Origin of the sequence: Marivita sp. S2033 (assembly GCF_046592965.1) — a bacterium.
Classification (GTDB): Bacteria; Pseudomonadota; Alphaproteobacteria; order Rhodobacterales; family Rhodobacteraceae; genus Marivita.
The window spans coordinates 357,286-382,227 of record NZ_JBISBV010000002.1; the positions used below are offsets into that span (position 1 = coordinate 357,286).

The window sequence follows — 24,942 nt, forward strand, 5'->3', positions numbered from 1 at the left end:
GGCAATGTGGCAACACAAGGGCCGGGGCAGGACGGTTCTGGACAGATTACTTGCCGTACCAGACACCCAGAGCAAGGTAGAGGGCAAGCGTCCCTCCAAGCGCCAGCCCCATTGGAAACTTGGCATTTGTCCAGCTTTCCCAATGTGGTGCGATCTTTTTCAACATCGTGTGCTTGCCGATCCGATGGGCGACAAAGGCTGCCAGCATATTGGCCGCAAACAACGCCATGAGAAAGCGCACGTCACCGAGATGGATGAACGGCGCCGCGGCGGCGGCGAATTTTGCGTCACCCGCGCCCAACACGCCACCGGCGTTCAGGGCAATGCCGGCAACCAGCACGACGATCATATGCACATAGCGCCACGCGTAAACGTCCAGGGGCAGGGCGATCGCCCCGACCACGACGTAGACGGCGAACAACAGCAGGACCATCTGGTTCGGGATGCGCATGTCGCGCATATCCGAGAACGCCACATAGACGCAGATGGGCAGAGCAAACGGCAGAAAAAGCAGCGCCGAGAAGGCCGAGATATCCATCGGACCGCTCAGTTCACGACGTTGGATTCAAGCGCCTTGAGACTGCGGGCTGCGGTTTCGAAATGCTGCGGATGGGTGTCGATGGCTTCGCGCATAAGACCCTGACCCGTCACCACATCGCCGCGTTTGACCGCAGCAAGCCCCATGGAATGCAACAATTCGGCGCGCTCTTCCTGGGTCATCGGGATCACGGGCAGGACGTAATTGCCTTGCGCGCCGCGCGCGAGGACAAGGTTGTTCTTGGCGGTAAAGAGCGAGTCATCGTTCTGGATGGCCTGACCGAACAATCGCTCGGCACCGCTGTAATCGCCGCGGGTCAGTTTGGAGAACCCCCAGTTGTTCATCACGGATGCCGGCTTTGTCGTCAGCCCAACGGCGATTTCGTAAAAGCTGTCGGCTTTCTTCCACTCCTGATTGCCGTCGGCAATCATGGCCTCCAGCCGGTAGCGTTTGTAGGTCTCATGGGTCGGGGGAATGGCATCAAGCACGGTTTCGGCGCGCTTCCATTCATTGTTGCGGATCAGCGCATCGGCCATTTCGACCCGATCATCGTCGGTCGCCGCGTCGTCGGACACCACGCGCGCCCATGCCGCCACCCCTTCGGTGTAGCGCTTGGCGCGGACCAGCGACACTGCCAACCCGCGTTGCAGATCGAGCCGCTCTGGCGCGGCGGCGCTGGCGCGCTGGAAATAGGAGACGGCTTCGTTGGGGTCGGACACCGTCAGCATTACGTCGTTCAGCTTGGTGCCGTCGATCGCGTTGACGTCCTGAAACTGGCGATCTACCGCTTCGGTATCGATACCTCGCTCGCATCCGGCAAGGACGAATGCCCCTGTTACACACAGGGTCACGATAAAGGGATGGCGCATTTTTGCGTCCTTTTACTGCTCTGCCTCGTTACTGTGTCGGGCGGATTAAGAAATCACTGCTGCCGCGCCGCACAAGTTTGTATTCTTGTTCTGCTTCAGGATCATACTGCGAATTTTCCATTTTTGCGAGAGCCAAGCGAAGATTGTCGCGAATTGCATCACTTTCGCCATTGTCGAGCGCAAAGGCCCGCTGGAACACCTGTGCCGCCTCAGCGGTTTGGCCCCGTTCGATCAGGACGACGCCAAGATTGTTCCACGCTCCCGGGTTGTCCGGGTCTTCCTTGACCGCGCGCCGCAGCAGCGTTTCGGCCTGATTGAGCCGCCCAAGGGCAAGATTGACAGAGCCAAGCGAGGCGACAACTTCGGGTGTCAGCCCCTGATCGGCCGCCGCAAGGCGGAAGGCGCTCAGCGCGAGTTCATATTCGCCCGCGTTCATCAAGCGGTGGCCGACGGTCAACTGGTCTTCCATCGTGCCGCGCGGATCGACGCTGGGTGCAAAAACGGCCTCCTTGGACGCGGAAAAGCCGCCCGGTGAACAGGCGGCCAATCCAAGACTGAGGGCTGCGGCGGTGATGCCACCTGATCTCATACGTTCTAGGGCCCTGCCATTGATCCAAGTTGCTGGATGCCGACGACCGATGGACCCACAAGGATGATCAACAGCGGCGGCACCGTGAGCATCATTGTGGTCAAAGTCATTTTCGTTGGCAACTTGTTTGCCTTTTCTTCGGCCCGCATAACCCGTTTATCCCGCATTTCCGCAGCATAAACCCGCAACGCATCCGAAATCGGCGTACCAAAGCTCTGCGATTGATTGAGAACCGTGACGAAAGACATGACGTCCTGCACGCCGCAGCGTTCGCCCATGTCGTCAAGCACCATCGACTTGTCCTTGCCAGCTTTCATCTCGAAGCTCACAAGCTCGAATTCGTCCGCAAGGCTGGGGTATGAGGCCCGCAACTCGCCGGCAACCCTTACAATGGACTGGTCCATGGACTGTCCGGCCTCAACGCAGACCAGCATCATGTCAAGACTGTCGGGAAAGCCGCTTTCGATCTCTTCCTGTCTCTTTTGAACCCGCTTCGTGACCCAGTATTTCGGCGCCATATAACCTATGGCACCGGGGCCGAGGGTATAAAGGACCGTCTGTTGCGTCGTGGCTTGCGAGGAATCCATGATGAGCGTGAAATACGCGACGCCAAGGATGAGGCCGCCAATGCCAAGCGCAAACTGCGCAAAGTAGTAGTATTGCACCGCGTCCTTGCCGCGATAGCCGGCCTGAAGCAGCTTCATCCGGATGGCTGAGAGCTCTTTTTCGTCCTGCGGTTCAAGGAAATGCGCGTATTTGTTGAGCTTCTCGTTCTTGCGATGGTCGCGCAGAACGGCGCGGGTCTCCGCGTCGATCTTCTTGCGGCCGGCCGTGGAATCAAGCCTGTCCATCGGGTTGGGCTTGGATGCGAAAAATATCGGGATCGCGAGCAGCAAGAGGAGCACCCCAAGCCCGGCGATAGCGATCATCGGGCCTGCCGGTCCGAACATATCGACGATCATTGCATTCAATGCTTGCATGTCAGTGCCTCAGACTTTGATGTTCACAAGGACGCGCATGACGAGCAGGTTGGCGACCAGAAAGATGCCCACCAGAAAACACGCGGGAATGAACCAGGGATGGTCGAGAACTTCGTCATAGTAATGCGGATCGGTCACCTGGATGACGATCAGCGCGCCGACGGGAAAGCCTGACAGAAACTTGCCCGACCATTGCGCCTCCGCCGTGATCGCCTTGACCCGGCGGAACAGCCGGAAGCGGGCGCGGATGACCTTGGCCAGACCGTCGAGGATTTCGGCGAGGTTACCGCCTGATTGCTGCTGGATCGCCACGGCGACCGCTAAAAAGCGCAAATCCTGCATGTCGAGACGTTCGGCCATCGCCTTCAACGCCTCGCCGATGTCACGACCATAGCTGGATTCATCCGCGATGATGCCGAACTCGGTTGCCAGCGGATCCTTGATTTCCTTGGAGACGATCGAAATGGCGGATGAAAACGGATGTCCGACGCGCAAGGATCGCACCATGAGTTCCACCGCATCCGGCAATTGTTCTTCTATCAGTGACAGGCGCTTCTTGGCTTTGGTGTTGATCCAGAAAAACACACCGCCCACGCCGATCCCGATGCCCATCACGATACGGACCGGCAACTGCGCTTCGGTGCCGACAGTAAGACCCACGAAGGAGATCACACTGACAGCAGCCATGACCAGCACAAGCTGTTTCGGCGTAAAGGCGATGGCCGCTTTCTGCGCCCGGTCCGCGAGAATGGAATAAAGAGGAAACCCGCGAGAGGCCATGTGCTGGTCCATCTCCTTGCGGAGCTTGGCGAGCACTTCCTCACGCTTGGTGCCCTTGTCGAGCATCTCAAGGCGGCGGTTGACGCGCTTGTTCAGGCTGATGGATTTGCCGAAGGCGACCAGATAGACGCCTTCGACAAGCACCAGCACGGCGATAAAAATCAAGCCGTAGACAATGGGTTCTGCGCTCAGGGTCATGTCAGTAATTCCCGCTGAAGGGTTCAAAGATCGACGGCGGAAGGTCATAACCCCACATCTTGAACCGCTCCGAAAAGTTGGAGCGCACGCCGGTGGCGGTGAAGTGACCGATGATCTTGTTTTCTGGCGTCAGGCCGACACGCTGGAAACGGAAGATTTCCTGCATCGAGATCACTTCACCCTCCATGCCGGTGATTTCGGTGATTGAGGTCATGCGGCGCGAGCCGTCTTGCAAGCGCGATGCCTGCACAAGCAGGTTCACAGCCGACGAAATCTGCGACCGCATCGCCTTGAGTGGCATTTCGATGCCGGCCATCGCGATCATGTTTTCCAGTCGGCTGACACCGTCACGGGCAGAGTTGGCGTGGATCGTCGTCATAGAGCCGTCGTGACCGGTGTTCATGGCCTGTAGCATGTCGATCACTTCTTCGCCGCGCGTTTCGCCGACGATGATCCGGTCAGGGCGCATCCGCAGCGCGTTTTTGAGGCAATCGCGCGGGCTGACGGCGCCTTTGCCCTCGACATTGGCGGGGCGGCTTTCCATCCGGCCCACATGCGTTTGTTGCAGCTGGAGTTCGGCCGTATCCTCGATCGTCAGGATACGTTCGGAATCGTCAATGAAGGACGACAGCGCGTTCAAGGTTGTGGTTTTGCCCGAACCTGTACCGCCCGAGACGATGATGTTCAGCCGCGTGGCGACTGCCGCTTGCAGATAGACGGCCATTTCTTCCGTGAAGGCGCCGAAATTCACCAGGTCGTCGATGCTCAGCTTGTCGGTTTTGAATTTACGGATCGATACAAGACTGCCGTCCACCGCAATCGGCGGCACCATCGCGTTGAAGCGCGAGCCGTCCTGCAAACGGGCGTCGACATAAGGGTTTGATTCATCGACACGACGACCAACGGCGGACACAATCTTGTCGATGATCCGCATCAGGTGCTTTTCATCCTTGAACGTCACGTCGCTGAGTTGCAGCTTGCCGTCACGTTCAACAAAGATCTGTTGCGGACCGTTCACCAGAATATCGCTGACGGTTTCGTCTTTCAGCAATGTTTCTAGTGGGCCAAGCCCTTTGACCTCATCGTAAAGCTCCTGGTTCAGCGCGATGCGTTCTTCACGGTTCAGGACCATGCCGCGCTCTTGCAGGCTTTCGGTCGTGATCGCGTTGATTTCGTCTTTCAGCTCTTTCTCGGTCGCCTTGTCCAGCGCGGCAAGGTTGAGGTTGTCGAGAAGGGCGCGGTGCAATTCGAGCTTGATCTCGCTCAGACGCTCCTTGCGCTTTTTCTCGCGATCCATCGGTTGCGCTTCGGCAGGCTTTGCTTGCGGCGGTTTGCGCTTCATCTTGGTCAGCGTCGCGGTGCTGACTGGCGCCGTCGGAGCCGAAGCTTTGGCAGCGACTGCGGGATTTGTGGTTTCGTCTGTCGCTTTCTTGTAACGCGAAAACATCTACTCTCTCCTCAAGCCGCTTCGGCGTCGGACTGACCGACTTCGAACAGCGATTGCGCCAGCTTGGCAATTTCCTTGCGGAGCGGGTTCTTGGGCTGTTGCAGGCCAAGCGGCTGCCCATGATCCCCGGCTTCGGCGACCGGCTTGCCGCCATCGGGCATTTGCAGATCAACCGAAATATCAAGACTTTCCTGCATCCGCTTGAGCCGGCTCTTGCCTTGCAGATCCGTGAAACGCGGCGCGCGGTTCAGCACGAAACGGATCTTCTCGAACGGCAAGTCCTCGGCCTGAAGCGCGCGCTTGAGACGGAACGTGTTTTGCGCAGAGCGCATATCGAGTTCGATCATGCCAAAATAGACCTGTGCCGCGTAGAGCACGGTTTCGGACCATTGAACGAGGCTGGGCGGCATGTCGACCACGACGAAATCGAAATGCCGGGCCGCGATGTCCAGCAGATGCTGGATCTCGGCCTGTCCCACAACGTCGAGCGGGGGCAGATCGACCGGAGAGGTGAACACCTGAAGCTTGTCCTCAAAGGTCTCCAGCGCCTGGGCAAAGCTGTCATCGTCAAGCGCGTCCATGTCGGTCAGCAGTTCGAGAACGGATTCGCGCCGTTGCACGTCCAGATAGGTGGAGACCGCGCCGAATTGCAGACCGAGGTCGATGATGCACACCTTGGGCGGAGCATCCTTGGAAACCGTCGCCAGTTCCCAAGCGAGGTTTGTCGCAAACGTGCTCGCGCCGCATCCCCCGGCCATGCCCTGCACGGCGATGATCACGCCGTCGCCGTCGTTGGACAGCTTGACCGGCGCGCCGTCAGGAATGGTCCGGGCGGCCGTCGGGGCAGAAGTCGCGCGCATTCGTTCGATCGCGGCCGCCAGTTCGCCTTCGGGCAAAGGATAGGGGACAAATTCATCCGCACCCTGGCGCAAAAGATGGTGCAAGGCAGCCGGCGTCACATCATGCGCGATCAGCACGACCTTGATGTTGCGCGATTTGGCAGCGGCGATGATCGTGGAGAGATGATCGACATCTCCCTCGTCTTCCGCATCGACTGCCAGCGCCACAAATTCGAGTTTTTCGCCATCCGGTTGCGAGAAGAAATGCATCGCCTCGTCAAAGCCAAGGTCGCCCCAGCCTTCGCCGAGCACCGATTCCATGTCCTCGATCAGAAGGTCGAATTCCTGAACATCCCGGCTGATGGTGCACGCCACGAGCGGTGCCGGGTCCGGGGTGCCTGGTAGGATATTCGTCATTTGCCTCGTTTCCTCTTGCTTCTCATCGCCGGAAATCTGCGTTCTGCACACATCTTCAGCGATGGTCCCGAGTCGCACGGGAAGGACTGCTACAGTCCGAAGTTCGTTGGAAAACTTGGCAACATTGGGGCCGAATTACCGAAATTGTACGGTATTTCAGGCCGGTTGGGTGGCCCCCGAAGGGGCCATGCCAGTATCAGACAGGCTATTCGCCCGTTTCGATGTCTGCCAAAATTGCTCTTGGCAGCGCGCTGTTGATGTATTCGCGGTAGATCACTTCCGCGTATTTCCCCTCAAGCACTGTGGGGTGCGATGCGACGAACCCTGACACCTCTGTCACGGTCCGGCGGTTGCGGCGCTCGCGGCCTTCGGTGACGATCAGTGGCTGTGTTTCACCGTATGACACCACCGCTTCCAAACGGGACAGGCTGATGCCCTGCGACGCCAGATAGGCGACAACCGCATTCGCACGGCTCAGTCCGAGACGCTTGTTGTAGGCCTCGCTACCGACCGCATCGGTGTGACCGTAGACACGGAAATGGATTTCCGGGAACTGGCGTATCCAGCTTGCCTGCTCGCGCAGCGTATCGCGCGCACCACTGTCAAGCACCGCACTGTTGAACGCAAAGTTCACCGTGGTCAGCACTTCACTCGCGAATCTTTGCGACAAGTCGTAAACATAACGTTTCTCGCCGTTCATGATCTGCGTGTTGTTCATCGTGGCATTGCCGAAGTTGCCAGTGTCCACCAGGGCCCCGGCTTCGCGATTGAAGGCGCTGTACACCGGGTCGTTGCCAGCACAGGCAGCCACCAGGGCCAGTCCGATCAAGGCGGTGGGGATACGGAGATTTTTTTGTATTGCCATCGCCTCAATCCATTACATAGCCATAAGAGCCGTTGAAGTCCTGTCGGGCAACCTCACCGGCGGCGCCGCGCAGATTGCGGGTGTCACCGGCAACGCGGCCGAAAAGAAACAGGTCTTTTTCGCTCGGGGGACGGACACGGTCGGTTGGAAGCGCCAGCGCCTCGCCGCGTGTCGGCGTCACCAGATGCGGCGTGATGATGATCACGAGTTCCGACTGTTCACGCTGATAATCCGCGCTCCGAAACAGCGCTCCAAGTACCGGGATGTCGCCCAACCACGGAACCTGATCGTTCACATCGCGAAAGTCGTCCTGCAAAAGCCCTGCAATTGCAAAGCTCTCGCCATCGCGAAGCTCCACCGTCGTGCTGGTTTCACGACGACGGAAGCCATCGATGCGGATCGCACCGACGTCGATGCCGGCGCTGGGATCGATCGAGGAGACGGCGGCGTTGAGTTCCAGATTGATAAGACCCTTGTCCAGAACCCGCGGAATGAAGTTCAATTCGACACCGAACGGCTTGAATTCAACGGTAATCTGGCCCTCTTCCTGCGCAATAGGCACGGGATATTCGCCGCCCGCCAGAAACTTGGCTTCCTGCCCTGACAGCGAGGTCAGGTTCGGCTCTGCCAGTGTGCGCACCATCCCTTTAGACTCAAGCGCTTCGAGGAGGATGCCGACTTCAAGTCCACCGGCGTCAAAGCCGAACAGGACAGCCCCTTGTGAATCGCTGGAGGATGCCAGCTTGTCGACAACCCTGTCCGCTGCCGCGTTGGCTGCCGAGTTGCCGGTTCCAATTTCAAGACCGAGATCGCCGTCAAGCACCGAGCCACCCGTCGCGAGCGAGGCGCGCAAGGATTTCGAGACCGATCGCTGCATTTCGGCAAAGCGGACTTTCAGCATCACCTGCTGGACACCGCCAACGGTCATCAGGTTAGACACCCGTTCAGGTGCGTAGCGTTGCGCCAGCTCCAGCGCGCGTTGCATCCGCACCGTGCTGGAAACGGTTCCCGACAGAACCACACCGTCATTGGCGGTGCGCACATCGATCTTTTCGTCTGGAAGAATCTGCCTGAGGCGCTCTTTGAACTCGCTCAGATCGGGCGCCACCCTGACGTCGACATTGGTGATCAACTGACCGTTGGCATCCAGAATGGTCAACGACGTCGTCCCCGGAGTTTTGCCCAAAACGTAGATTGTCCGTTCCGATAAAGAGGAAATGTCTGCAATCGATGGGTTGGCGATGCTCAACTCCGCAAACGGAACTTCGCTTTCAACGACAACGGCGCGATTCATCGGGACGTTCAAAGTGGACTCGGTGTTGGTTCTTATCACACGCAAGGTTTCAGCCATCGCTGAGTGCGCCACCGGAGTGAGGGCAAGCACCGCGCCCAGAAGAGCGGCCTTGATTGGGTTGCTCGTATACATGTGACCTGCCTTTCGGATCACGCCTCGGAAATGGGTCTTTTCGCCCGATATTGCCAGCAACGTGCGCCAAGTCGCGATTTATTTCAAGAATCAATGATTTCAGTGCTGCCCTTCATGTGGATAAGGCGCAACATAATGTTGCGCCTTCCAAGGCCGCATTGCTGCCTAAATTACCAGATGAAGTGTGCGATGTGCCTAGTTCGTACAAGGGATGGGTATTTCCGTCACTTCGCCGCCTTTGCGGGTCCGAATTGTGCAAACTTCTGCCCGCGCCGGAGTTTCGATGCGTTCACGCGCCTCGATCCCCAACAGCGACATTTGATTGACCTCGATCACCTCGGACACCGTGTCGTCGTCACGGCCCAGAAGCGACAGGGACAGCCGACCGGTGGATTGCGCCTGTGCCAGCGCCGCAACCTGCTGGGGGCTGGCGGCTACGGTGACGGTGCGCGCGATGGTCGTGTCGGACACCTCGGACTGCGATGTCTGGTCGATCGCGATCAGGTTCACGCCGGTTTCGATCAGCCGTGTCACGTCGCCCGAGGGCATATCCTTGTCGGCGAAATTGCTTCGTCCGGTCCAGTAGACATCAACGCGGTCACCAGGACGAAGGAAGCCCGACACACCAGACGCCACATCCACCTTGATCGCAAACGCGCGCTGACCACGTTCCAATCGCGAGGTCAGTCCGGCGGTTTCCCCCGGATCACTGACTTTCACGTTCATGAAGGCTTCGTTCTTCTCGATCTGGCGCAATGCAACACGCGTTTTCTGGCCTTCCGATAGGATCGGTTTTTCCGCATCGAAGAAGGTTTCCGGCAATGCCTGTTTCGGCCAGGGCATGAGGATCACATCCTCGGCGGTGATCTCCTGACCATACTGAATGGCGCGCGTTGCCACGTAGATGTCTTGCACCGGCACGCTTTCATTCGACTTGGTGCGCTCCTCCTGAAGGGCGGTTTCGTAAGCACCGATATAATTCTGCGCCATGTAGACTGCAAAACCGGCCAGCGCCAAACCCGCGAGAAGTACCAATCCAAAAACAGTGCGCATATTGCCTCCTTTAATGCCCGGTGACGGACCGACGCGGTCCGGAACATTTTTCTCATCGTAGGGTATGGGGTGAATATGTCTGCCTTGGGGGGTCAATGAGGCAAAACTTGGAAAACGCCCCTCATAGTAGAAAAAAGCGCGCTTTCGCACGCTCTCCTATCGGTCTCTGATTGATCGCTCTTTGATGCGTTATCCGCTCTACCCGGCTCGATGGGTATTCGAGAGGCGTCCAGTGCCGTTACAAATCATAATCAAGATTTGCGTTATAAACTCCGATTGCCGTGTCGGTGGCAGTCGACAGGCCTGTCACATTCTCGTTGAAAAGAGGCCAGACCAGAAATGCAAGGGAAACGATTGCTGCTGTGAGGATCACCCAGTCCACGGTGACGGCGCCGTATTCGTCTTTGGCAAACTTTGTCAGAAAACCGCGCATGAGGCACTCCCGGCGTTTAGAGATAGGAAAGGCGCAGTACGCGCCTTTCCCTGAGCGTTGTAAGACCAACTTTAATTACGGGGTGATTGTCAGGCCATCTGTCAGTTCAGTTTGACCCACAGCGGTACCGACATTGCTCAGCAGTGCGATCGTGTTGTCATTGATCATGCTGAAAGCAGCGATTGCCAGGCCCACGACAGCAGCGGTCAGAACGACCCAGTCAACTGTTACGGCGCCGTCTTCGTCATTGCGGAAGTTCTTGATGAATTTGATCATGTTAGTCTCCATAGTCCTAGGTTTTGCTCACGTTGGCCAAGTGTGGAACTTTGTGTTGAGCGCTCTCTCTTTCGCTCCATCCCGTCTTGGATGAACACTTATAGTCGCCGGATTGGGGCATCAGTTTGGCGCGATTGGTCCGTTTTTGCAGCCTGCTGAAAAAGCTTCGCAAAATTAGTCAAGACACTGATTATAAACAAAACTATTCTGAATATTTGTTAAACTTGTCCGCAAAATGCGCGATTCTGAGGCGGGAAGGTTACGCATTGACGCTCAACTGGAAACGAAATGGCACGAAGCGTCGGATTATGCGATACTGCTGAAAACAGGGCATCGAGCAGGATCCCGCTAATGAACAGATTTTTGATAATGGGCCTGTGCGCCCTGTCGCTTTGTGCGGGCGCTGTCGGGGCGGAGCCTCCGCCGTTTCCGGAATTTTCCGCCAAACGGGTCAAACCGCCCAAAGCCGGGTCGCGCAAGCGCATCACCGTTCAAATTGCGCCGCGCGCCGCTGAACCGGCGGTGCCGGCTGCCGCTGCCATTGCGCAGCCGCGCGCCGGAGGAGCTGAAACGCTGGCGTGGTTCTGGAACGACATCTCTCCCTCGCTGGCGGCAAAGGGGCCGGGGCGGCTTGACCCTGCACTGGTCCGGCTGTCCAATCCTCCCTCGGGGCAGGGCGTCAGCGCGCCGCGCCTACAGGATCTCCAGAACATCGCCTCGCGCCATGGGCGTGACATCTTGCTGAACACGGTGGGCACGCGGGTGTCACCTGCCTTGGCGCTGGCGGTGATCGCCGTGGAATCGGCAGGGAAGGTCGATGCGCAGAGTTCGGTCGGGGCGCAGGGGCTGATGCAGTTGATGCCCGCCACGGCCGAGCGGTTCGGCGTCACGGACAGCCTGTCGCCTGCGCAGAACATCAAGGGCGGCGTCGCCTTCCTCGATTTTCTGATGCAGAAGTTCGACAATGACGTGATCTTGGTGCTGGCGGGGTATAACGCCGGAGAGAATGCCGTGGTCAAGAATAACGGCGTTCCCGATTATGCCGAAACCCGCGCCTATGTGCCAAAGGTGTTGCAGGCGTTCCAGACCGCCAAGGGGCTGTGCCTGACGCCGCCGCAGCTGGTCACGGACGGATGCGTGTTCCGAATGGCGTCACGGTAGCACCGCGCCGGGGTTCATGATGCCCTTGGGATCAAGTGCAGTCTTGATCGCCCGCATCGCGGCGAGTTTCGTCGGATCACCATAGCGTTCGAGATCGGCCTTTTTGAGCCGCCCGATCCCGTGTTCGGCGCTGATCGAGCCGTCAAGATCGTGGGCGATATCGTGAACCGCGCGTTTGATCGCTTTGGTTTCGTCAAGATAGGCATCGCGCGACTCGCCTTGGGGCGGAAAGACATTGAAGTGCAGATTGCCGTCTCCGACATGCCCGAAACAATTGATCCGGAAATCCCCGATCCGCTCGATTGCCAGTCTGACCCGGGCGATAAAGCTCGGCAACTCACCGAGAGGCAGAGACACGTCATGGCTCGAGACCGATCCGACCAGCCGGTTGGCCTCGGGAATGAATTCGCGGACCGACCAGAATTCGGTGCGCTGTGCCTCGGACTGAGCGATCAGCGCGTCCTTCACGATGCCGTCGGCGTCGGCGGCGATGAACAGCTCTTCCAATGCGGTTTGCGGCTCAAGCCCGCGCGGCAGGCCGATATCCATCAACACCATCCATTCCGGGTGGTCGTTGCCGAACGGCAGTCGCATCTCGGGCAACTTGTCGGCCAGAAAATCGAGTCCGGTGCCGTTGATCAGTTCAAACGCTGTGATGCTTTCGCCCAGTTGCGATTTGGCCAGCGACAAGAGATCAAGCGCGGCTTCGGGGCTCTGGATGACGAAGATCGCGGTTCCGTGAGACGCGGGTTGCGGGAACAGCTTGAGCGAGGCCGCCGTGATGACCCCCAGCGTTCCTTCGGCGCCGATCAGCAGGTTGCGCAGATCATAGCCGGTGTTGTCCTTGCGCAAGCGTTTCAGCCCGTTCCAGATCGAGCCGTCGGGCATCACCGCCTCCAACCCCAGACAGAGGTCACGCGCATTGCCGTAGCGCAGGACATTGACGCCCCCGGCATTGGTGGCCAGAAGCCCGCCGATCCGCGCCGACCCCTCAGAGGCCAGCGACAACGGAAACAGCCGGTCCACATCGGATGCGGCCGCTTGGACATTCGACAGGATGACCCCCGCTTCGGCCACCAGGACATTTTCCAGCGGGTAAACGGCACGAATTTTCGTCATCCGTTCAAGCGACAGGATCAGCGGGCTTTCCCCGTCGCCTTCCGGCGCGATTTGTCCGCCGACGAGTCCGGTTCCGCCGCCGTAGGGAATGACACCGACACCAGCGTCCGAGCACGCCTTGACCAATGCGGCAACCTCCTGCGTCGTGCGGGGCCGTGCGACATAGCCCTGAGCGCCGTGCCAGCGCCCGCGCGGCTCTTTGAGGTAATGCTGCTCGGCTTGGGCGAACGTGTCGGGGGGAAACTGGTTGGACAGGCGGTCGATGAAACTGCTGTCAGCCGAATCGCGTGGCATGGTCTGGCTCCGGTTGCGTCACTCTGTGCTATCCCGCAGCCATTCAGGACGCAGGACCACAACCGTAGGACGCGGCGGCAGATCACGCAATGACAACTCCAGGAAAGAGGTGTCCCGGCGGTCGATCACGAAGCTGTCCTGCACCTCGCCGAGAAACGCTGCCAGCGCGCCACCGGAAAACCAATGCATCGGAATGACCACGCTGGAGCGCAGCCGGTCGACGATCCGCACAACCGTTTCGCGCGGTAGGGTATAGCCGCCATCCACCGGCACCATCACCACGTCCAGTCGTCCGATGGCGGCATATTGCGCGTCGCTCGGCTCGTGGTGCAAATGGCCAAGGTGGCCGATGCAAAGTCCTTCGACCTCGAAGATGAAAATCGAGTTGCCCTTTTCCTCGACGCCGCCCTGCCACGAACGAATGTCAGTCGAGACGTTGCGGATCAGCACTTCGCCCAGATCAAGATGATGGTCGATACCCTCTCCGAACGGCCCCCAGCCGGGCAGCGCATGAGGAATGGCCGGGTCGGGGAATGCGGTCCAATGGGTGTCATGGGCGTGGTTCATGGTGACCACGTCGGGGATCATCCGGGTGTTGCCCAGAAAACCGGTGAAATCCGTAGCGATGTTCAACCCACCGGGGGTTTGCAGCAAGAAAGATGCGTGCGCGACGTAGTTGATGCGAACGGAATACTCCGGGACAGGATCCGTCCAGGACGCCTTCTGAATGAAGTGAGCGTGCGGCGTGGCGTCTGCAATGGCGATGCAATGGCTGGGGCGCCGGGTGTCCTGTGCGGAAACGCCACCTGCCGGGATCAGCAGGGCGATCAACAACGTTACAAGCAGACGGTCCATTGCAGCACCTCCTGCCTTGAACTTAGCGTGTGAGACCGATCCGTCTAGCCCACGCTTGTGCGTCCGCGACGGTCCATGCGCAGGGATGCGTACAGAACATGCGTGCGCCAGCGTCCGTCGATTTGCAAATAGCTTTGCGCGACGCCTTCGTATTTGAAGCCGGTCTTTTCCAGCAAACGCCGGGACGCTTGGTTTTCCGGCAGACAGGCCGCTTCGATACGGCTGAGGTCCAGACGATCGAAAGCGTAATGCACAACCGCGTCGATCGCCTCGCGCATATAGCCTTGGCGTGCAAACGGTTCTCCGACCCAATACCCGAGCGTTCCGGCCTGCGCCGGGCCGCGCCGGATGTTGTCGAGCGTGATCGCGCCCATCAGCATGTCATCTTGCCGTCGCACCAGAAACAACGGGATCGCGGATTGATTTCCGATCGCCCGATTGGCCCAGTACACACGATTGGTGAAGGACCGACGCGTCAGATGGTCTTCGGCCCAGCTGGGCTCCCATTTGGCAAGAAACGCTTCGCTGTCGCGCCGCAGCGCGCTCCATGGGTTGAAATCGCTGTGCACGGGAGGCCGCAAAACCAGACGCTCCGTATCGAGCCTGAGTTTGCGCCTCAATGACAGCATCAGGCCACGCGGCGCTGCTGCAAGGCGGCCAGTTCAGGCGCCTCATCGACCGGGCCATAGAGCGCCAGCGCAACCGGTGCTTTCTGCACCAAGTCTTCGGCGAACGCACGCACGTCACCGGTGGTGACGCTGTCGATCCGGCTGATCGTATCCTCGAGGGAAGGCACCTCGCCCCAGATCTGGATCATCCGCGCCAGACGTTCGGTGCGCGATGACGGGCTTTCCAGTCCCATCAGCAGCCCCGCCTTCATCTGCGCCCGTGCACGGGCCACCTCGGCTGGCGACATGTCCTCGGCGGCGCGTTTCATTTCGTCGATGGTGAGATGGGTCAGATCCCGGATCTCCGCTGCGCTGGTGCCGGCATAGATGGTGGTCATGCCGGTGTCGGAATAGGCACCGGTCTGGGCAAAGATGGTATAGCACAGCCCGCGCTTTTCGCGGATCTCCTGAAACAGACGGCTCGACATGCCGCCGCCAAGTGCTGTGGAATAGACCTGCGCGGCATAAAACGCCGGATCGCGGTAGCCGGGCGATTCAAAGGCCAGCGCCAGATGCGCCTGTTCCAATTCCTTGACCCTGCGGCTTTCGCCGCCCTGAAACTGCGCGCCGTCGGCAATCAACGACGGGCGGGATGCAAGATCACCGAACAGCTTTTCCGCCTGAGCGACGATAGCGTCGTGATCCACCGCTCCGGCGGCTGACAGGATCAACTGGTCGGGCCCGTAATGCTCGGACACAAAGGTCGTCAGATCATTCTCGGAAAAGGCGGAAACGCGCTCTGTTTCTCCAAGGATCGTTCGGCCAAGGGCCTGACCCGGATAAGCGCTTTCCTGCAACCAGTCGAAGATGACGTCGTCGGGCGTATCTGCCGCCTGTCCGATCTCTTGCAGAATGACATGGCGTTCAACCTCGATTTCCTTGGGGTCGAACACCGGATTGCGCAGAATGTCGGCAATTACATCAAGGGCAAGCCCAACATCATTGCGCAGCACGCGCGCGTAATAGGCCGTCACTTCGCGCGAGGTATAGGCGTTGATATAGCCGCCCACATCCTCGATGGCCTCGGCAATCTGAAGCGCGGTGCGGGTTTCGGTGCCTTTGAAGGCCATATGCTCGAGGAAATGCGCGATGCCGTTTTGCTCGGCACGTTCGTGGCGTCCGCCAGCGGTGACCCAGATGCCGATGGCCGCGCTTTCCAGACCGGGCATCTGTTCGGTGACGATACGAAACCCATTTGCGAGTGTGGTGGTTTGAACGGTCAAGAGGCGATCCTGTCCTGAATGAGTGTTTCGAGTTGAGTAAGATCGTTGGCAACGCGGGTGACGCGCTCGTCGCGATCAAAGAGGTCGGCCATGCGCTCGGGCAGGGGCGGGCGGATGCCGCTGGCCTGTTCGACCGCGTCGGGGAATTTCGCCGGGTGCGCTGTCGCCAGCGTGATCATCGGCAAGTCCGGGTCGCGCTGGGCTTCGGCCACGGCGACGCCGACGGCAGAATGCGGGCACAGCAATTCGCCCATATGTGCATGGGCGTGGGCAATCATGGCGAGCGTCTCTTCTTCGGAGACGCGGCCGGAATCATAGTGATCGCGCAACGTCTGCAACGCCCCCTGACTGACGTGGAAGCCGCCGGATTTGAGCTCTTCCATCAATTGAGACACGGCATTGCCATCGCGCCCATAGGCATCGAACAAGGCACGTTCGAAATTCGAGGACACCTGAATGTCCATCGACGGGCTGATCGAGGGGGTCACGCTATCGGTCTTGTAATCGCCGCTCGACAGGCAGCGGTGCAGGATGTCGTTCTGGTTCGTCGCGACGACCAGCCGGTCGATGGGCAGGCCCATGCGCTTGGCGATGTAGCCCGCGAACACGTCGCCGAAATTGCCGGTGGGCACGGTGAAGCTCACCTTGCGATCCGGCGCGCCCAGACTCACCGCCGAGGAGAAATAATAGACCACCTGCGCCAGCACGCGGCCCCAGTTGATCGAATTGACACCCGCCAGCTTGACGGAATCGCGGAACTCGAAATGGTTGAACATGTCCTTGAGCCGCGCCTGGCAGTCGTCGAAATGGCCGTCCATCGCCAGCGCGTGCACATTCGATTCCGTCGGCGTTGTCATCTGGCGGCGCTGCACCTCGGACACGCGGCCATGCGGGTAAAGGATGAACACATCCACCGCATCCAGCCCGCGAAACGCCTCGATCGCCGCCGATCCGGTATCGCCCGACGTCGCGCCGACGATGGTCACACGGTCGCCCCGCCGCGTTAGCGTCTCCTGAAACATCTGGCCGATCAACTGCATGGCAAAGTCCTTGAACGCCAGCGTCGGGCCGTGGAACAGCTCCAGCAGAAAATGGTTCGCGCCCAGTTGCACCAGCGGCGCGCGCGCGTCATGGCCGAACCCGGCATAGGCCTTGGCGATCAGGTCGGCGAAGACCTCATCGGTGAACGCATCGCCCACAAACGGGCGCATCACGCGAAAGGCGATCTCTTCATACGGCAGCCCCTGCATCGCGCGAATGTCCTCATGCGACAGCGTCGGGATGGTCTCGGGCACATAGAGCCCACCGTCGCGGGCCAGACCCGACAGCATCGTGTCTTCAAATCCAAGCGCCGGGGCTTTGCCGCGGGTCGAAATATACTGCATCAGGCCATGCCTTCCTTGGCTTTGCGACTCCGCCAGATATAGGCGGCGGTCATCCCGAGCCAGATCGCGGCGAGGGAATACCATGTGAGTGCGTATTGCAGGTGATCGTTGGGAATGCCGCTGGTGTCCACCGGCAGGGGGGTCACACCGGGATCGGCGGGGGATATGTTGCGGGCAATCACCAGCAGGGATTCGGTATCAAGCGCGTCGGCCATCTGGTCAATGTCGCGCGCAAACCATGTGTTTCCGGCGATGTCGTTCTCCGGTGTGGCACTGGTGCGATCGTCGGGCCAGTGCAGATTGCCTTGGACCTCTACGTCGCCGGTTCGGGTGCGATCCGTATCGCGTTGATCGACGGCGACAAAGCCGCGATCCAGCAAAATCCGCCTGCCACTCTCCAGAACCAACGGGGAAATCACCCGATACCCCGCACCAACGCGCTTTTGCGACACCAGAACCAGAAGCTCTTCCTCCCCGATCTGTCCCGACAAAGCGACGGGTTGATAACGGTCCTGTTCAGGGTTTGCGTTCCCCAAGGCGGGCAGGGCTGCCGGCTCGCCTGCGATCCGCTCTTCGATCTGGGACAGCACGCCGCGTTTCCAGTCAAGGCGCTGCATCTGCCACGTGCCAAGCACCAGCAGGATCGCGGCACCGATCAAACCGAACAGCAAAGGCACGACAATTCGAGGCACGGCAGCAGGCTTCCGTCAGACATTAACAAGGGCGCGCCGAGGATCGGCGCGCCCTGCTTTAGACCTGTCCCAGCCTCCGGTTCAAGCCGGAAAGCGGAACTGCGACCTAGCTGCCCCAAACGTAGATGGACGCAAAGAGAAAGAGCCAGACCACGTCAACGAAGTGCCAGTACCAAGCCGCCGCTTCAAAGCCGACATGCTTTTCCGGGGTGAAATGGCCCTGCTGCAAGCGGATCAGACAGACGAACAGAAAGATCGTTCCGATGATCACATGCGCGCCGTGAAAGCCCGTCGCCATGAAGAAGTTGGCACCATAGATGTTGCCCGCAAAGCCGAAGGCGGCGTGGCTGTACTCATAGGCCTGCAAGGCGGTGAAGATCGCACCCAAAGCGATGGCGATGATCAGCCCCCACTTCATGTCTTCGCGGTTGTTCTCGTGTACCAGCGCGTGGTGCGCCCATGTTGCGGCAGCGCCCGAGCACAGCAGGATCAAGGTGTTGATCAGCGGCAGGTGCCACGCATCGAACGTCTCGATCCCCACGGGCGGCCAGACGCCGTCAACGGCCGGGCTGTCCGGGCCCATCGGGTAGAGCGCATGCTTGAAAAAGCTCCAGAACCAGGCGGCAAAGAACATCACTTCGGACGTGATGAACAGGATGAACCCGTATTTCAGGCCGATCCGCACAACAGGTGTATGATCGCCAACCTGGCTTTCGGTGACAACGTCGGCCCACCAGCCGAACATCGTGTAAAGCACACCGACAACGCCGATGAGGAACAGCCAGGGGCCGTAATCGTGCATCCAGAGCACTGCTCCGAACAGCATTACGAAACCCGCAACCGCGCCGATCAACGGCCAGATTGAGGGGTTCAGAATATGATAGTCATGATCTTTTGCGTGCGCCATGTGTTGTCCCTCGTGGATAGGCGTTAGTTCATTGTACCGCTGTCTGTCGCGTCAGTCTCGAGCGTCGCCTGCATTTCGTCTGTCAGCTCGATTTCGTGAAACGTGTAGGACAGGGTGATGTGCTTTGCGAATTTGGCATCCGCATCGTTGATGATCTCTGGATCGACAAAGAAGCTCACCGGCATGTCAACCCGCTCGCCCGGCATCAGAAGCTGCTCTTCGAAACAGAAGCAGTCGATCTTGGAAAAGTACAGTCCGGCCCCGAACGGCGCGACGTTGTAGCTGGCGGTGCCCGCGATGGGGCGGTCGGTCGGGTTGTAGGCCTCGTAAAAGGCCAGCCCTTCCTCACCCAGTCGCAGCGTCATCTCAAGCTGCTGGGGTTTGAATTCCCACGGCATTCCGCGTTCGAGCGAGGCGTCGAAACGAACCTTGATTGTCTGGTCCAAAACGTCGGTGCTGCCCGCCAGCGCCACGTTGGTTTCGCCGCCATAGCCGGTGACCCGGCAGAACCAGTCGTAAAGCGGCACCGAGGCCCAGGCCATTGCGCCCATGAACACGACGACGGCAACGGCCTGCAGCGCGGTTTTGTTCTTGGGATCGAGCGGTTTCATTCTGGCACCGCCTGTGTTGCGGGCGTTGTGAATTCCGGCCGCGTGACCTTGACCACAGTTAAACCGAACACGATCACAATCAGCGCCGCGAGGACCAGACCAACGCCGACATTGCGGCCAAAGCGACGTTCGTGCAGTTCATGTTGCTTGGACAGACTCATAGCCACACCACCAGTTTGTCGATGCCCGCTTCGATCAGGATCGCGCCGAAATGGGCAAAGAGATACAGCAGCGACAGCTTGAAGAACTTGCGCTCGACGGCGAAATTGTCCGCCTCGGCCATATCTTCGTCGCGCCGCCAGATCTTGATCGCACCGCGCACGAACAGCGCGTTCAGCACGATGGCAATCGTCAGGTAAACCGGCCCGCCCACTTGGGTAAACCCGGTGGCAATCGCCAGAGCCGCCAGCAAGAGCGTGTAGACAAGGATATGAACCCGCGTTGCGCGGCGACCATGCGTGACGGTCAGCATCGGAACTCCCGCGTTGTCGTAATCCTTGCGCATGAACAGCGCCAGCGCCCAGAAATGCGGTGGTGTCCACATGAATGTGAGGCAGAACATCAGGATGGATTCGATGCTGACGCCACCCGTGGCCGCAGCCCAGCCGATCATCGGAGGGAACGCGCCTGCCGCGCCGCCGATGACGATGTTCTGCGGTGTCCATCGCTTGAGCCACATCGTGTAGACCACGGCGTAAAAGAAGATGGTAAAGGCCAGCAGCCCGGCAGCAACCCAGTTGGTCGCAAGACCCAGAAAGACCACGGCAAAGACCGACAGCGCGACGCCGATCGCCAGCGCCTCGTCTCCAGTCACCTTGCCCGCCGGGATCGGACGGCGCTGCGTGCGCTTCATCACGGCATCGATGTCGGCGTCATACCACATGTTGAGCGCGCCCGACGCGCCGCCGCCGATGGCGATGAACAGGATCGCGCAAAATCCGACGAACGGATGGACCGGCACCGGAGCAGCCAGCAGCCCGACAAAGGCCGTGAACACCACAAGCGTCATCACACGCGGCTTGAGCAACGCGAAATAATCGCCGAACTGGGCGTCGTTCTCAAAGCTTCGGGCCTGGGGAGTGATGCTTGTATCGGTCACGTTCGTCTCGACTCAGGTTTGTGTTGGTCCGCCGGTCAGGAAAGGTGCGCGCAACGGGTTGCACGCACCACGTTCGGATCAGTTCGTCAGAAGCGCGTTGACTTCGACATACTCGCCAGCCTCTTTCGACGCGGCCAACCAGGCATCATAGGTGTCCTGGCTGACAACCTTGACGGTGATCGGCATGTAGGCGTGGGCAATGCCGCACAGCTCGGAACACTGGCCAAAGTAGATGCCTTCCTGCTCGGCATTGAACCACAGTTCCGCGAGGCGGCCCGGCACCGCGTCCTGCTTCACGCCGAACGCCGGGATCGTCCATGAGTGGATCACATCGCCACCCGTCACCTGCATCACCACGGTCTTGCCCACAGGCACCACCACGGCGGTGTTGGTGGCGAGCAGGAAATCGTCCTGCGTGTAGCCCGCTTCGATCAGTTGTTCCTCGACTTCGGGCGTCATCCGATTGTCGCCGCCGGTGAACGGAGAGCCGATCATGTAGCCGTCAAACGCCAGATCCTCACCGATATACTCATATCCCCAGTACCACTGGTAACCCGTCACCTTGATTGTCAGATCGCCCTCGGGAATCTCCTGTTGCTTGAACAGAACCGGCAGCGAGAAGGCACCGATAAAGACCAGAATGAGGATCGGACCCAACGTCCACGCGATTTCGATCGGGGTGTTGTGGGTGAAGCTTGACGGGGTCGGGTTGGTCTTGCGGTTGAAGCGCACGATGCAAAACAGGATGAGCGCCGTCACCAGAAGGCAGATGGCCGTGATGATGATGAGTATCACCCCGTCGAGCCACTGAAGGTCGCGCGCCAGTTCGGTTGCTGCGGGCTGAAAGCCCATGCCCTGATCCACCGGGCGGCCAATGGTTTCCAGTGTCTGCTGAGCAAATGCTGGTGCGGCGCCGACGACGGTGGAAAGGCCCAAGAGCAAAGATTTAAGTTGCATGTCTTACCCTGATCGGTTGCGTGTATATTCATGTTGCTTGGGGCGGCCCGACGACGATCTTTGCCTGTCCGGACAACACCCGTTGTCTTGGATGCGGTTAAAACCATATTCTAGACATCAATTAAAGCCGATTGCTTGCGGCAAAAACGCGCTTTTATTGATCTAGATCAAATTCACCCTCGGGAGGGCACATGTCCGACACGACTTTTCAACCGTTTGAAACACATCTCGATCAGGACAGATCGCTTGCCCTTCTGCGCGAGGCCGTTGCCGGTGCCGATGACGGCGAACTGTTCCTCGAACGACGGCGCTCCGAAGTGCTTGTCTTTGATGACGGGCGCATCCGCACCGCGAGCTATGACGCCTCCGAAGGGTTCGGCCTGCGCGCCGTGCGGGGCGAGGTGGCAGGTTACGCCCATTCCACCGACATCTCCGAATCGGCGATCAAGCGCGCGGTCGAAACCGCGCGTCTGGCTGTAGGCGAGGGCGGGGGAACGCTGGCGGACAAGCCGTCCGGCACGAACACGCGGCTCTATACCGATGCCGACCCGATCGCCGGACACAGCTTTCCGGTCAAGGTCGAGACACTGCGCGAGATCGACGCCTTCGCGCGCGGGCTCGACTCGCGGGTGGTGCAGGTCAGCGCAACCATCGCGGCGTCGCTGCAAGAGGTGGCGATCCTGCGCCCCGAAGGCACGCTGGTCTCCGATATTCGGCCGATGACGCGGGTCAACGTCAGCGTCATCGTCGAAGAGAGCGGCCGCCGCGAAACCGGAACCGCTGGTGGCGGCGGTCGCGTGATGCTGGACGGCTTGCTTGATCCTGCCGATTGGCAGGACAAGGCCCGAGAGGCATTGCGCATCGCGCTGGTCAACCTTGGCGCGGTGGCCGCACCGGCCGGGGTGATGGACATCATGCTTGGCCCCGGTTGGCCGGGCATCCTCCTCCACGAGGCGGTTGGCCACGGGCTTGAAGGCGATTTCAACCGCAAGGGCAGTTCGGCCTTTGCCGGTCTGATGGGGCAGCAGGTGGCCGCCAAAGGTGTCACTGTGCTGGATGATGGCACAATTCCCGACAGACGCGGGTCGATCACTGTGGACGATGAAGGCACTCCGTCGGGCAAGAACGTTCTGATCGAGGATGGCAAACTGGTGGGCTTCATGCAGGACCGCCAGAACGCACGGCTGATGGGGGTCGATCCCACCGGCAACGGGCGGCGCGAAAGCTACGCGCACATCCCGATGCCGCGCATGACCAACACCTATATGCTGGGCGGCGACGCCGATCCAGGCGATATCGTGGCCGATCTCAAGGACGGAATCTGGGCTGTGGGCTTTGGCGGCGGGCAGGTCGATATCACCAATGGCAAGTTCGTCTTTTCCTGCACCGAAGCCTACCGCGTGAAAGACGGCAAGGTCGGTGAGGCCGTCAAGGGCGCGACCCTGATCGGCGACGGCGCAACGGCGCTGCAACAGATCAGGGCGCTTGGCAACGACATGACGCTTGATCCGGGCATGGGCAATTGCGGCAAACAGGGCCAGTGGGTGCCGGTGGGTGTGGGGCAACCGACGGTCATGATCGGCGGATTGACCGTGGGCGGCTCGCAAGGATAGAGAAAGTTTCGTTCCGAATCATCGGGTTGTCGGGTTTCAAAGCGTTTTCGACGCTATTTCAAAAGCGATTCACGCCTGATTAACCACTCGCTGTCTATGGTCGTCTCAGCAAGCAGACGGAGACAGGATGACAATGGAACACAACTCTTCCACTCACCCCCTACTCCCACCCACCACGGAAGACCAAAGGTTTGACTGGCTCCGTCTCTTGCGCTCTCGCCGGGTTGGAATCGCGACCTTCTATCGTCTGATGGGCGAATACGGCTCCGCACGCGCGGCATTGGACCATTTGCCCGGCGTCGCGCGGGACGCCGGTGTCGAAAACTACCAGATTTGCCCCGAAGGCGTTGTGCAGGCCGAATTTCGGGCGGCAAAAGCGGTGGGCGCGCGAATGCTGTGCCGCGGCGATACAGACTATCCCGCCGCGCTTCTGGATCTCGACGACGCGCCGCCGATCCTGTGGGCGACCGGACATCCGGGCATTGTGCTCCGGCCCCGGATCGCTCTGGTGGGCGCGCGCAATGCCTCCTCGCTTGGCGGGCGCATGGCACGGGCCCTTGCCGGCGGACTGGGAGAGGCCGGATTTGTCATCGTGTCCGGCATGGCGCGCGGCGTCGATACCGCGGCACATATGGCGGCGCTGGATACCGGAACCATCGCCGTTCTGGGCGGCGGCGTCGACGTGCTCTATCCGGCAGAAAACAGCAAACTGGCCGAGGATATCGTGGCCAACGGTGGTCTGCGGCTCAGTGAGCAGCCGGTCGGCTTGCAGCCACAGGCGCGGCATTTCCCCGCGCGCAACCGGATCATCTCGGGCATGTCGCAAGCCGTCATCGTGGTTGAGGCTGCGGCCAAATCGGGATCGCTCATCACGGCGCGCACGGCGCTCGATCAGGGCAGGGACGTCATGGCAGTGCCGGGGCATCCGTTTGATGCGCGTGCCAGCGGCTGCAATCTGCTCTTGCGTGACGGCGCCCGCCTCGTGCGCAACTGCGACGACGTGATCGAGGCGCTCGGGCCGTTGGTTGCTCCGGCGGCCGAACCGCCACCTGCCCAGCTCCCTCTGGAACCACCCACGCCGCAACGCTCTCTGGCCGAAGTGGCCCGGCTGCACCAGAAAATCCTCGACCGGCTCGGCCCGTCGCCTCTGGGCGAAGACCAGTTGATCCGCGATCTGGGCGCAACCTCGCGCACCGTGTCTCCGGCATTGACCGATCTGGAACTGGATGGGCGCATCCGCCGTGAACCCGGCGGACTGATTGCGCTCAGGGCGTGACCGTCATTTTCCGCGGAACTGCCAGCACGCTTTTCGCGTTGTAATCCCGCGCAGGCAGGTAATTTTTCTCCTGCAGGACTGTAAAACGAAAAGGATCATTACTCCATGACACACAAGTTTTTCCTGATCATCGCCAGCGTTGCAACCTTTGGCCTGGCCGCCTGTGACACCGTGAGCGGCACGTCGAGCCAGGCCATGCCAGCCGACGAAACCGGCATCATCTCCAATGACGACAACGGTGCCATCGCCAACAATCCCTAGGCTGCCAGACGCCATTTCAACCCCGTCACAAACGGCCCGCATCCACCGCGCGCGGGCCGTTTTTTCGTGCCCTCAAAGTGCGATCGAGCCGAAGCGGGAACCAATGAAAGC

Annotated in this window: 27 protein-coding genes; 4 read left to right on the forward strand and 23 right to left on the reverse strand. The window is 59.9% G+C overall.

The window, feature by feature from the left end; all coding sequences use genetic code 11:
• Positions 1 to 46: 46 nt before the first annotated feature.
• The 12 genes from ACGKZZ_RS05915 to ACGKZZ_RS05970 all read right to left on the reverse strand — a co-directional run bounded on the left by ACGKZZ_RS05915 (position 47) and on the right by ACGKZZ_RS05970 (position 10,710).
• Positions 47 to 538 carry a prepilin peptidase gene (locus ACGKZZ_RS05915; protein WP_411222556.1) on the reverse strand — a complete coding sequence of 164 codons (492 nt, stop codon included), beginning with the start codon at positions 536 to 538 and terminating at the stop codon, positions 47 to 49.
• Between the two features lie 8 nt (positions 539 to 546).
• A complete protein-coding gene (locus tag ACGKZZ_RS05920) occupies positions 547 to 1,407 on the reverse strand; it encodes a tetratricopeptide repeat protein (protein ID WP_411222557.1) in 861 nt (286 codons plus the stop codon).
• A 28-nt stretch (positions 1,408 to 1,435) separates the two neighbouring features.
• Positions 1,436 to 1,996 carry a tetratricopeptide repeat protein gene (locus ACGKZZ_RS05925; RefSeq protein WP_411222559.1) on the reverse strand — a complete coding sequence of 187 codons (561 nt, stop codon included), beginning with the start codon at positions 1,994 to 1,996 and terminating at the stop codon, positions 1,436 to 1,438.
• Between the two features lie 5 nt (positions 1,997 to 2,001).
• The gene (locus ACGKZZ_RS05930; protein ID WP_411222560.1) at positions 2,002 to 2,976 is read right to left on the reverse strand and encodes a type II secretion system F family protein; all 975 of its coding nucleotides are present in this window, start codon (positions 2,974 to 2,976) and stop codon (positions 2,002 to 2,004) included.
• Positions 2,977 to 2,985: 9 nt separating this feature from the next.
• Positions 2,986 to 3,954 (reverse strand): type II secretion system F family protein, encoded by a 969-nt coding sequence (locus ACGKZZ_RS05935; RefSeq protein WP_411222561.1) that lies wholly within the window; start codon positions 3,952 to 3,954, stop codon positions 2,986 to 2,988.
• Between the two features lies 1 nt (position 3,955).
• Positions 3,956 to 5,401: a CpaF family protein gene (locus tag ACGKZZ_RS05940; protein ID WP_411222562.1), complete on the reverse strand. Its 1,446-nt coding sequence runs from the start codon at positions 5,399 to 5,401 to the stop codon at positions 3,956 to 3,958.
• An 11-nt stretch (positions 5,402 to 5,412) separates the two neighbouring features.
• Complete coding sequence (locus ACGKZZ_RS05945; protein WP_411222563.1) at positions 5,413 to 6,657, reverse strand: CpaE family protein; 1,245 nt, start codon at positions 6,655 to 6,657, stop codon at positions 5,413 to 5,415.
• A 205-nt stretch (positions 6,658 to 6,862) separates the two neighbouring features.
• Positions 6,863 to 7,522, reverse strand: coding sequence for an OmpA family protein (locus ACGKZZ_RS05950; RefSeq protein WP_411222564.1), 660 nt, complete (start codon positions 7,520 to 7,522; stop codon positions 6,863 to 6,865).
• Positions 7,523 to 7,526: 4 nt separating this feature from the next.
• Complete coding sequence (locus ACGKZZ_RS05955; protein WP_411222565.1) at positions 7,527 to 8,948, reverse strand: type II and III secretion system protein family protein; 1,422 nt, start codon at positions 8,946 to 8,948, stop codon at positions 7,527 to 7,529.
• A 195-nt stretch (positions 8,949 to 9,143) separates the two neighbouring features.
• Positions 9,144 to 10,001, reverse strand: a complete 858-nt coding sequence (gene cpaB, locus ACGKZZ_RS05960; protein WP_411222566.1) for a Flp pilus assembly protein CpaB — start codon at positions 9,999 to 10,001, stop codon at positions 9,144 to 9,146.
• A 238-nt stretch (positions 10,002 to 10,239) separates the two neighbouring features.
• Positions 10,240 to 10,434 carry a hypothetical protein gene (locus tag ACGKZZ_RS05965; protein WP_411222567.1) on the reverse strand — a complete coding sequence of 65 codons (195 nt, stop codon included), beginning with the start codon at positions 10,432 to 10,434 and terminating at the stop codon, positions 10,240 to 10,242.
• 75 nt (positions 10,435 to 10,509) lie between these two features.
• Positions 10,510 to 10,710, reverse strand: coding sequence for a Flp family type IVb pilin (locus tag ACGKZZ_RS05970; RefSeq protein ID WP_411222569.1), 201 nt, complete (start codon positions 10,708 to 10,710; stop codon positions 10,510 to 10,512).
• Positions 10,711 to 11,061: 351 nt separating this feature from the next.
• Here ACGKZZ_RS05970 and ACGKZZ_RS05975 point away from each other — a divergent pair, with 351 nt between their 5' ends.
• The gene (locus tag ACGKZZ_RS05975; RefSeq protein WP_411222570.1) at positions 11,062 to 11,871 is read left to right on the forward strand and encodes a lytic transglycosylase domain-containing protein; all 810 of its coding nucleotides are present in this window, start codon (positions 11,062 to 11,064) and stop codon (positions 11,869 to 11,871) included.
• Here ACGKZZ_RS05975 and ACGKZZ_RS05980 read toward each other — a convergent pair.
• The 11 genes from ACGKZZ_RS05980 to coxB form a co-directional block, all read right to left on the reverse strand.
• The gene (locus tag ACGKZZ_RS05980) at positions 11,863 to 13,284 is read right to left on the reverse strand and encodes an FAD-binding oxidoreductase (RefSeq protein WP_411222571.1); all 1,422 of its coding nucleotides are present in this window, start codon (positions 13,282 to 13,284) and stop codon (positions 11,863 to 11,865) included. The genes ACGKZZ_RS05975 and ACGKZZ_RS05980 overlap by 9 nt on opposite strands.
• A gap of 18 nt (positions 13,285 to 13,302) precedes the next feature.
• Positions 13,303 to 14,139, reverse strand: a complete 837-nt coding sequence (locus ACGKZZ_RS05985; protein WP_411222572.1) for an MBL fold metallo-hydrolase — start codon at positions 14,137 to 14,139, stop codon at positions 13,303 to 13,305.
• A 44-nt stretch (positions 14,140 to 14,183) separates the two neighbouring features.
• Complete coding sequence (locus ACGKZZ_RS05990) at positions 14,184 to 14,768, reverse strand: GNAT family N-acetyltransferase (RefSeq protein WP_411222573.1); 585 nt, start codon at positions 14,766 to 14,768, stop codon at positions 14,184 to 14,186.
• On the reverse strand, positions 14,768 to 16,030 hold the full coding sequence (locus ACGKZZ_RS05995; RefSeq protein ID WP_411222574.1) for a M16 family metallopeptidase: 1,263 nt from the start codon (positions 16,028 to 16,030) through the stop codon (positions 14,768 to 14,770). The genes ACGKZZ_RS05990 and ACGKZZ_RS05995 overlap by 1 nt, the downstream gene beginning before the upstream one ends.
• Positions 16,027 to 17,415: a threonine synthase gene (gene thrC, locus ACGKZZ_RS06000; protein ID WP_411222575.1), complete on the reverse strand. Its 1,389-nt coding sequence runs from the start codon at positions 17,413 to 17,415 to the stop codon at positions 16,027 to 16,029. The genes ACGKZZ_RS05995 and thrC overlap by 4 nt, the downstream gene beginning before the upstream one ends.
• Positions 17,415 to 18,107, reverse strand: coding sequence for an SURF1 family protein (locus ACGKZZ_RS06005; RefSeq protein WP_411222576.1), 693 nt, complete (start codon positions 18,105 to 18,107; stop codon positions 17,415 to 17,417). Before ACGKZZ_RS06005 ends, thrC begins: the two co-directional genes overlap by 1 nt.
• Positions 18,108 to 18,213: 106 nt before the next feature.
• On the reverse strand, positions 18,214 to 19,014 hold the full coding sequence (locus tag ACGKZZ_RS06010; protein WP_411222577.1) for a cytochrome c oxidase subunit 3: 801 nt from the start codon (positions 19,012 to 19,014) through the stop codon (positions 18,214 to 18,216).
• Between the two features lie 23 nt (positions 19,015 to 19,037).
• Positions 19,038 to 19,625 (reverse strand): cytochrome c oxidase assembly protein, encoded by a 588-nt coding sequence (locus ACGKZZ_RS06015; protein ID WP_411222578.1) that lies wholly within the window; start codon positions 19,623 to 19,625, stop codon positions 19,038 to 19,040.
• Positions 19,622 to 19,786, reverse strand: a complete 165-nt coding sequence (locus ACGKZZ_RS06020) for a hypothetical protein (protein ID WP_411222579.1) — start codon at positions 19,784 to 19,786, stop codon at positions 19,622 to 19,624. Before ACGKZZ_RS06020 ends, ACGKZZ_RS06015 begins: the two co-directional genes overlap by 4 nt.
• On the reverse strand, positions 19,783 to 20,724 hold the full coding sequence (cyoE, locus tag ACGKZZ_RS06025; RefSeq protein WP_411222580.1) for a heme o synthase: 942 nt from the start codon (positions 20,722 to 20,724) through the stop codon (positions 19,783 to 19,785). The genes ACGKZZ_RS06020 and cyoE overlap by 4 nt, the downstream gene beginning before the upstream one ends.
• 78 nt (positions 20,725 to 20,802) lie before the next feature.
• Positions 20,803 to 21,681 (reverse strand): cytochrome c oxidase subunit II, encoded by an 879-nt coding sequence (gene coxB, locus ACGKZZ_RS06030; protein ID WP_411222581.1) that lies wholly within the window; start codon positions 21,679 to 21,681, stop codon positions 20,803 to 20,805.
• 191 nt (positions 21,682 to 21,872) lie between these two features.
• Between coxB and tldD the strand changes: the two genes are divergently transcribed.
• The 3 genes from tldD (at position 21,873) to ACGKZZ_RS06045 (ending at position 24,831) form a co-directional block, all read left to right on the forward strand.
• Positions 21,873 to 23,294: a metalloprotease TldD gene (gene tldD / locus ACGKZZ_RS06035; protein ID WP_411222582.1), complete on the forward strand. Its 1,422-nt coding sequence runs from the start codon at positions 21,873 to 21,875 to the stop codon at positions 23,292 to 23,294.
• 127 nt (positions 23,295 to 23,421) lie between these two features.
• Entirely contained in the window at positions 23,422 to 24,570 is a 1,149-nt protein-coding gene (gene dprA, locus ACGKZZ_RS06040; RefSeq protein ID WP_411222583.1) for a DNA-processing protein DprA, read from the forward strand.
• Between the two features lie 105 nt (positions 24,571 to 24,675).
• On the forward strand, positions 24,676 to 24,831 hold the full coding sequence (locus ACGKZZ_RS06045) for a hypothetical protein (RefSeq protein WP_411222584.1): 156 nt from the start codon (positions 24,676 to 24,678) through the stop codon (positions 24,829 to 24,831).
• The last annotated feature ends 111 nt before the right edge of the window (positions 24,832 to 24,942 follow it).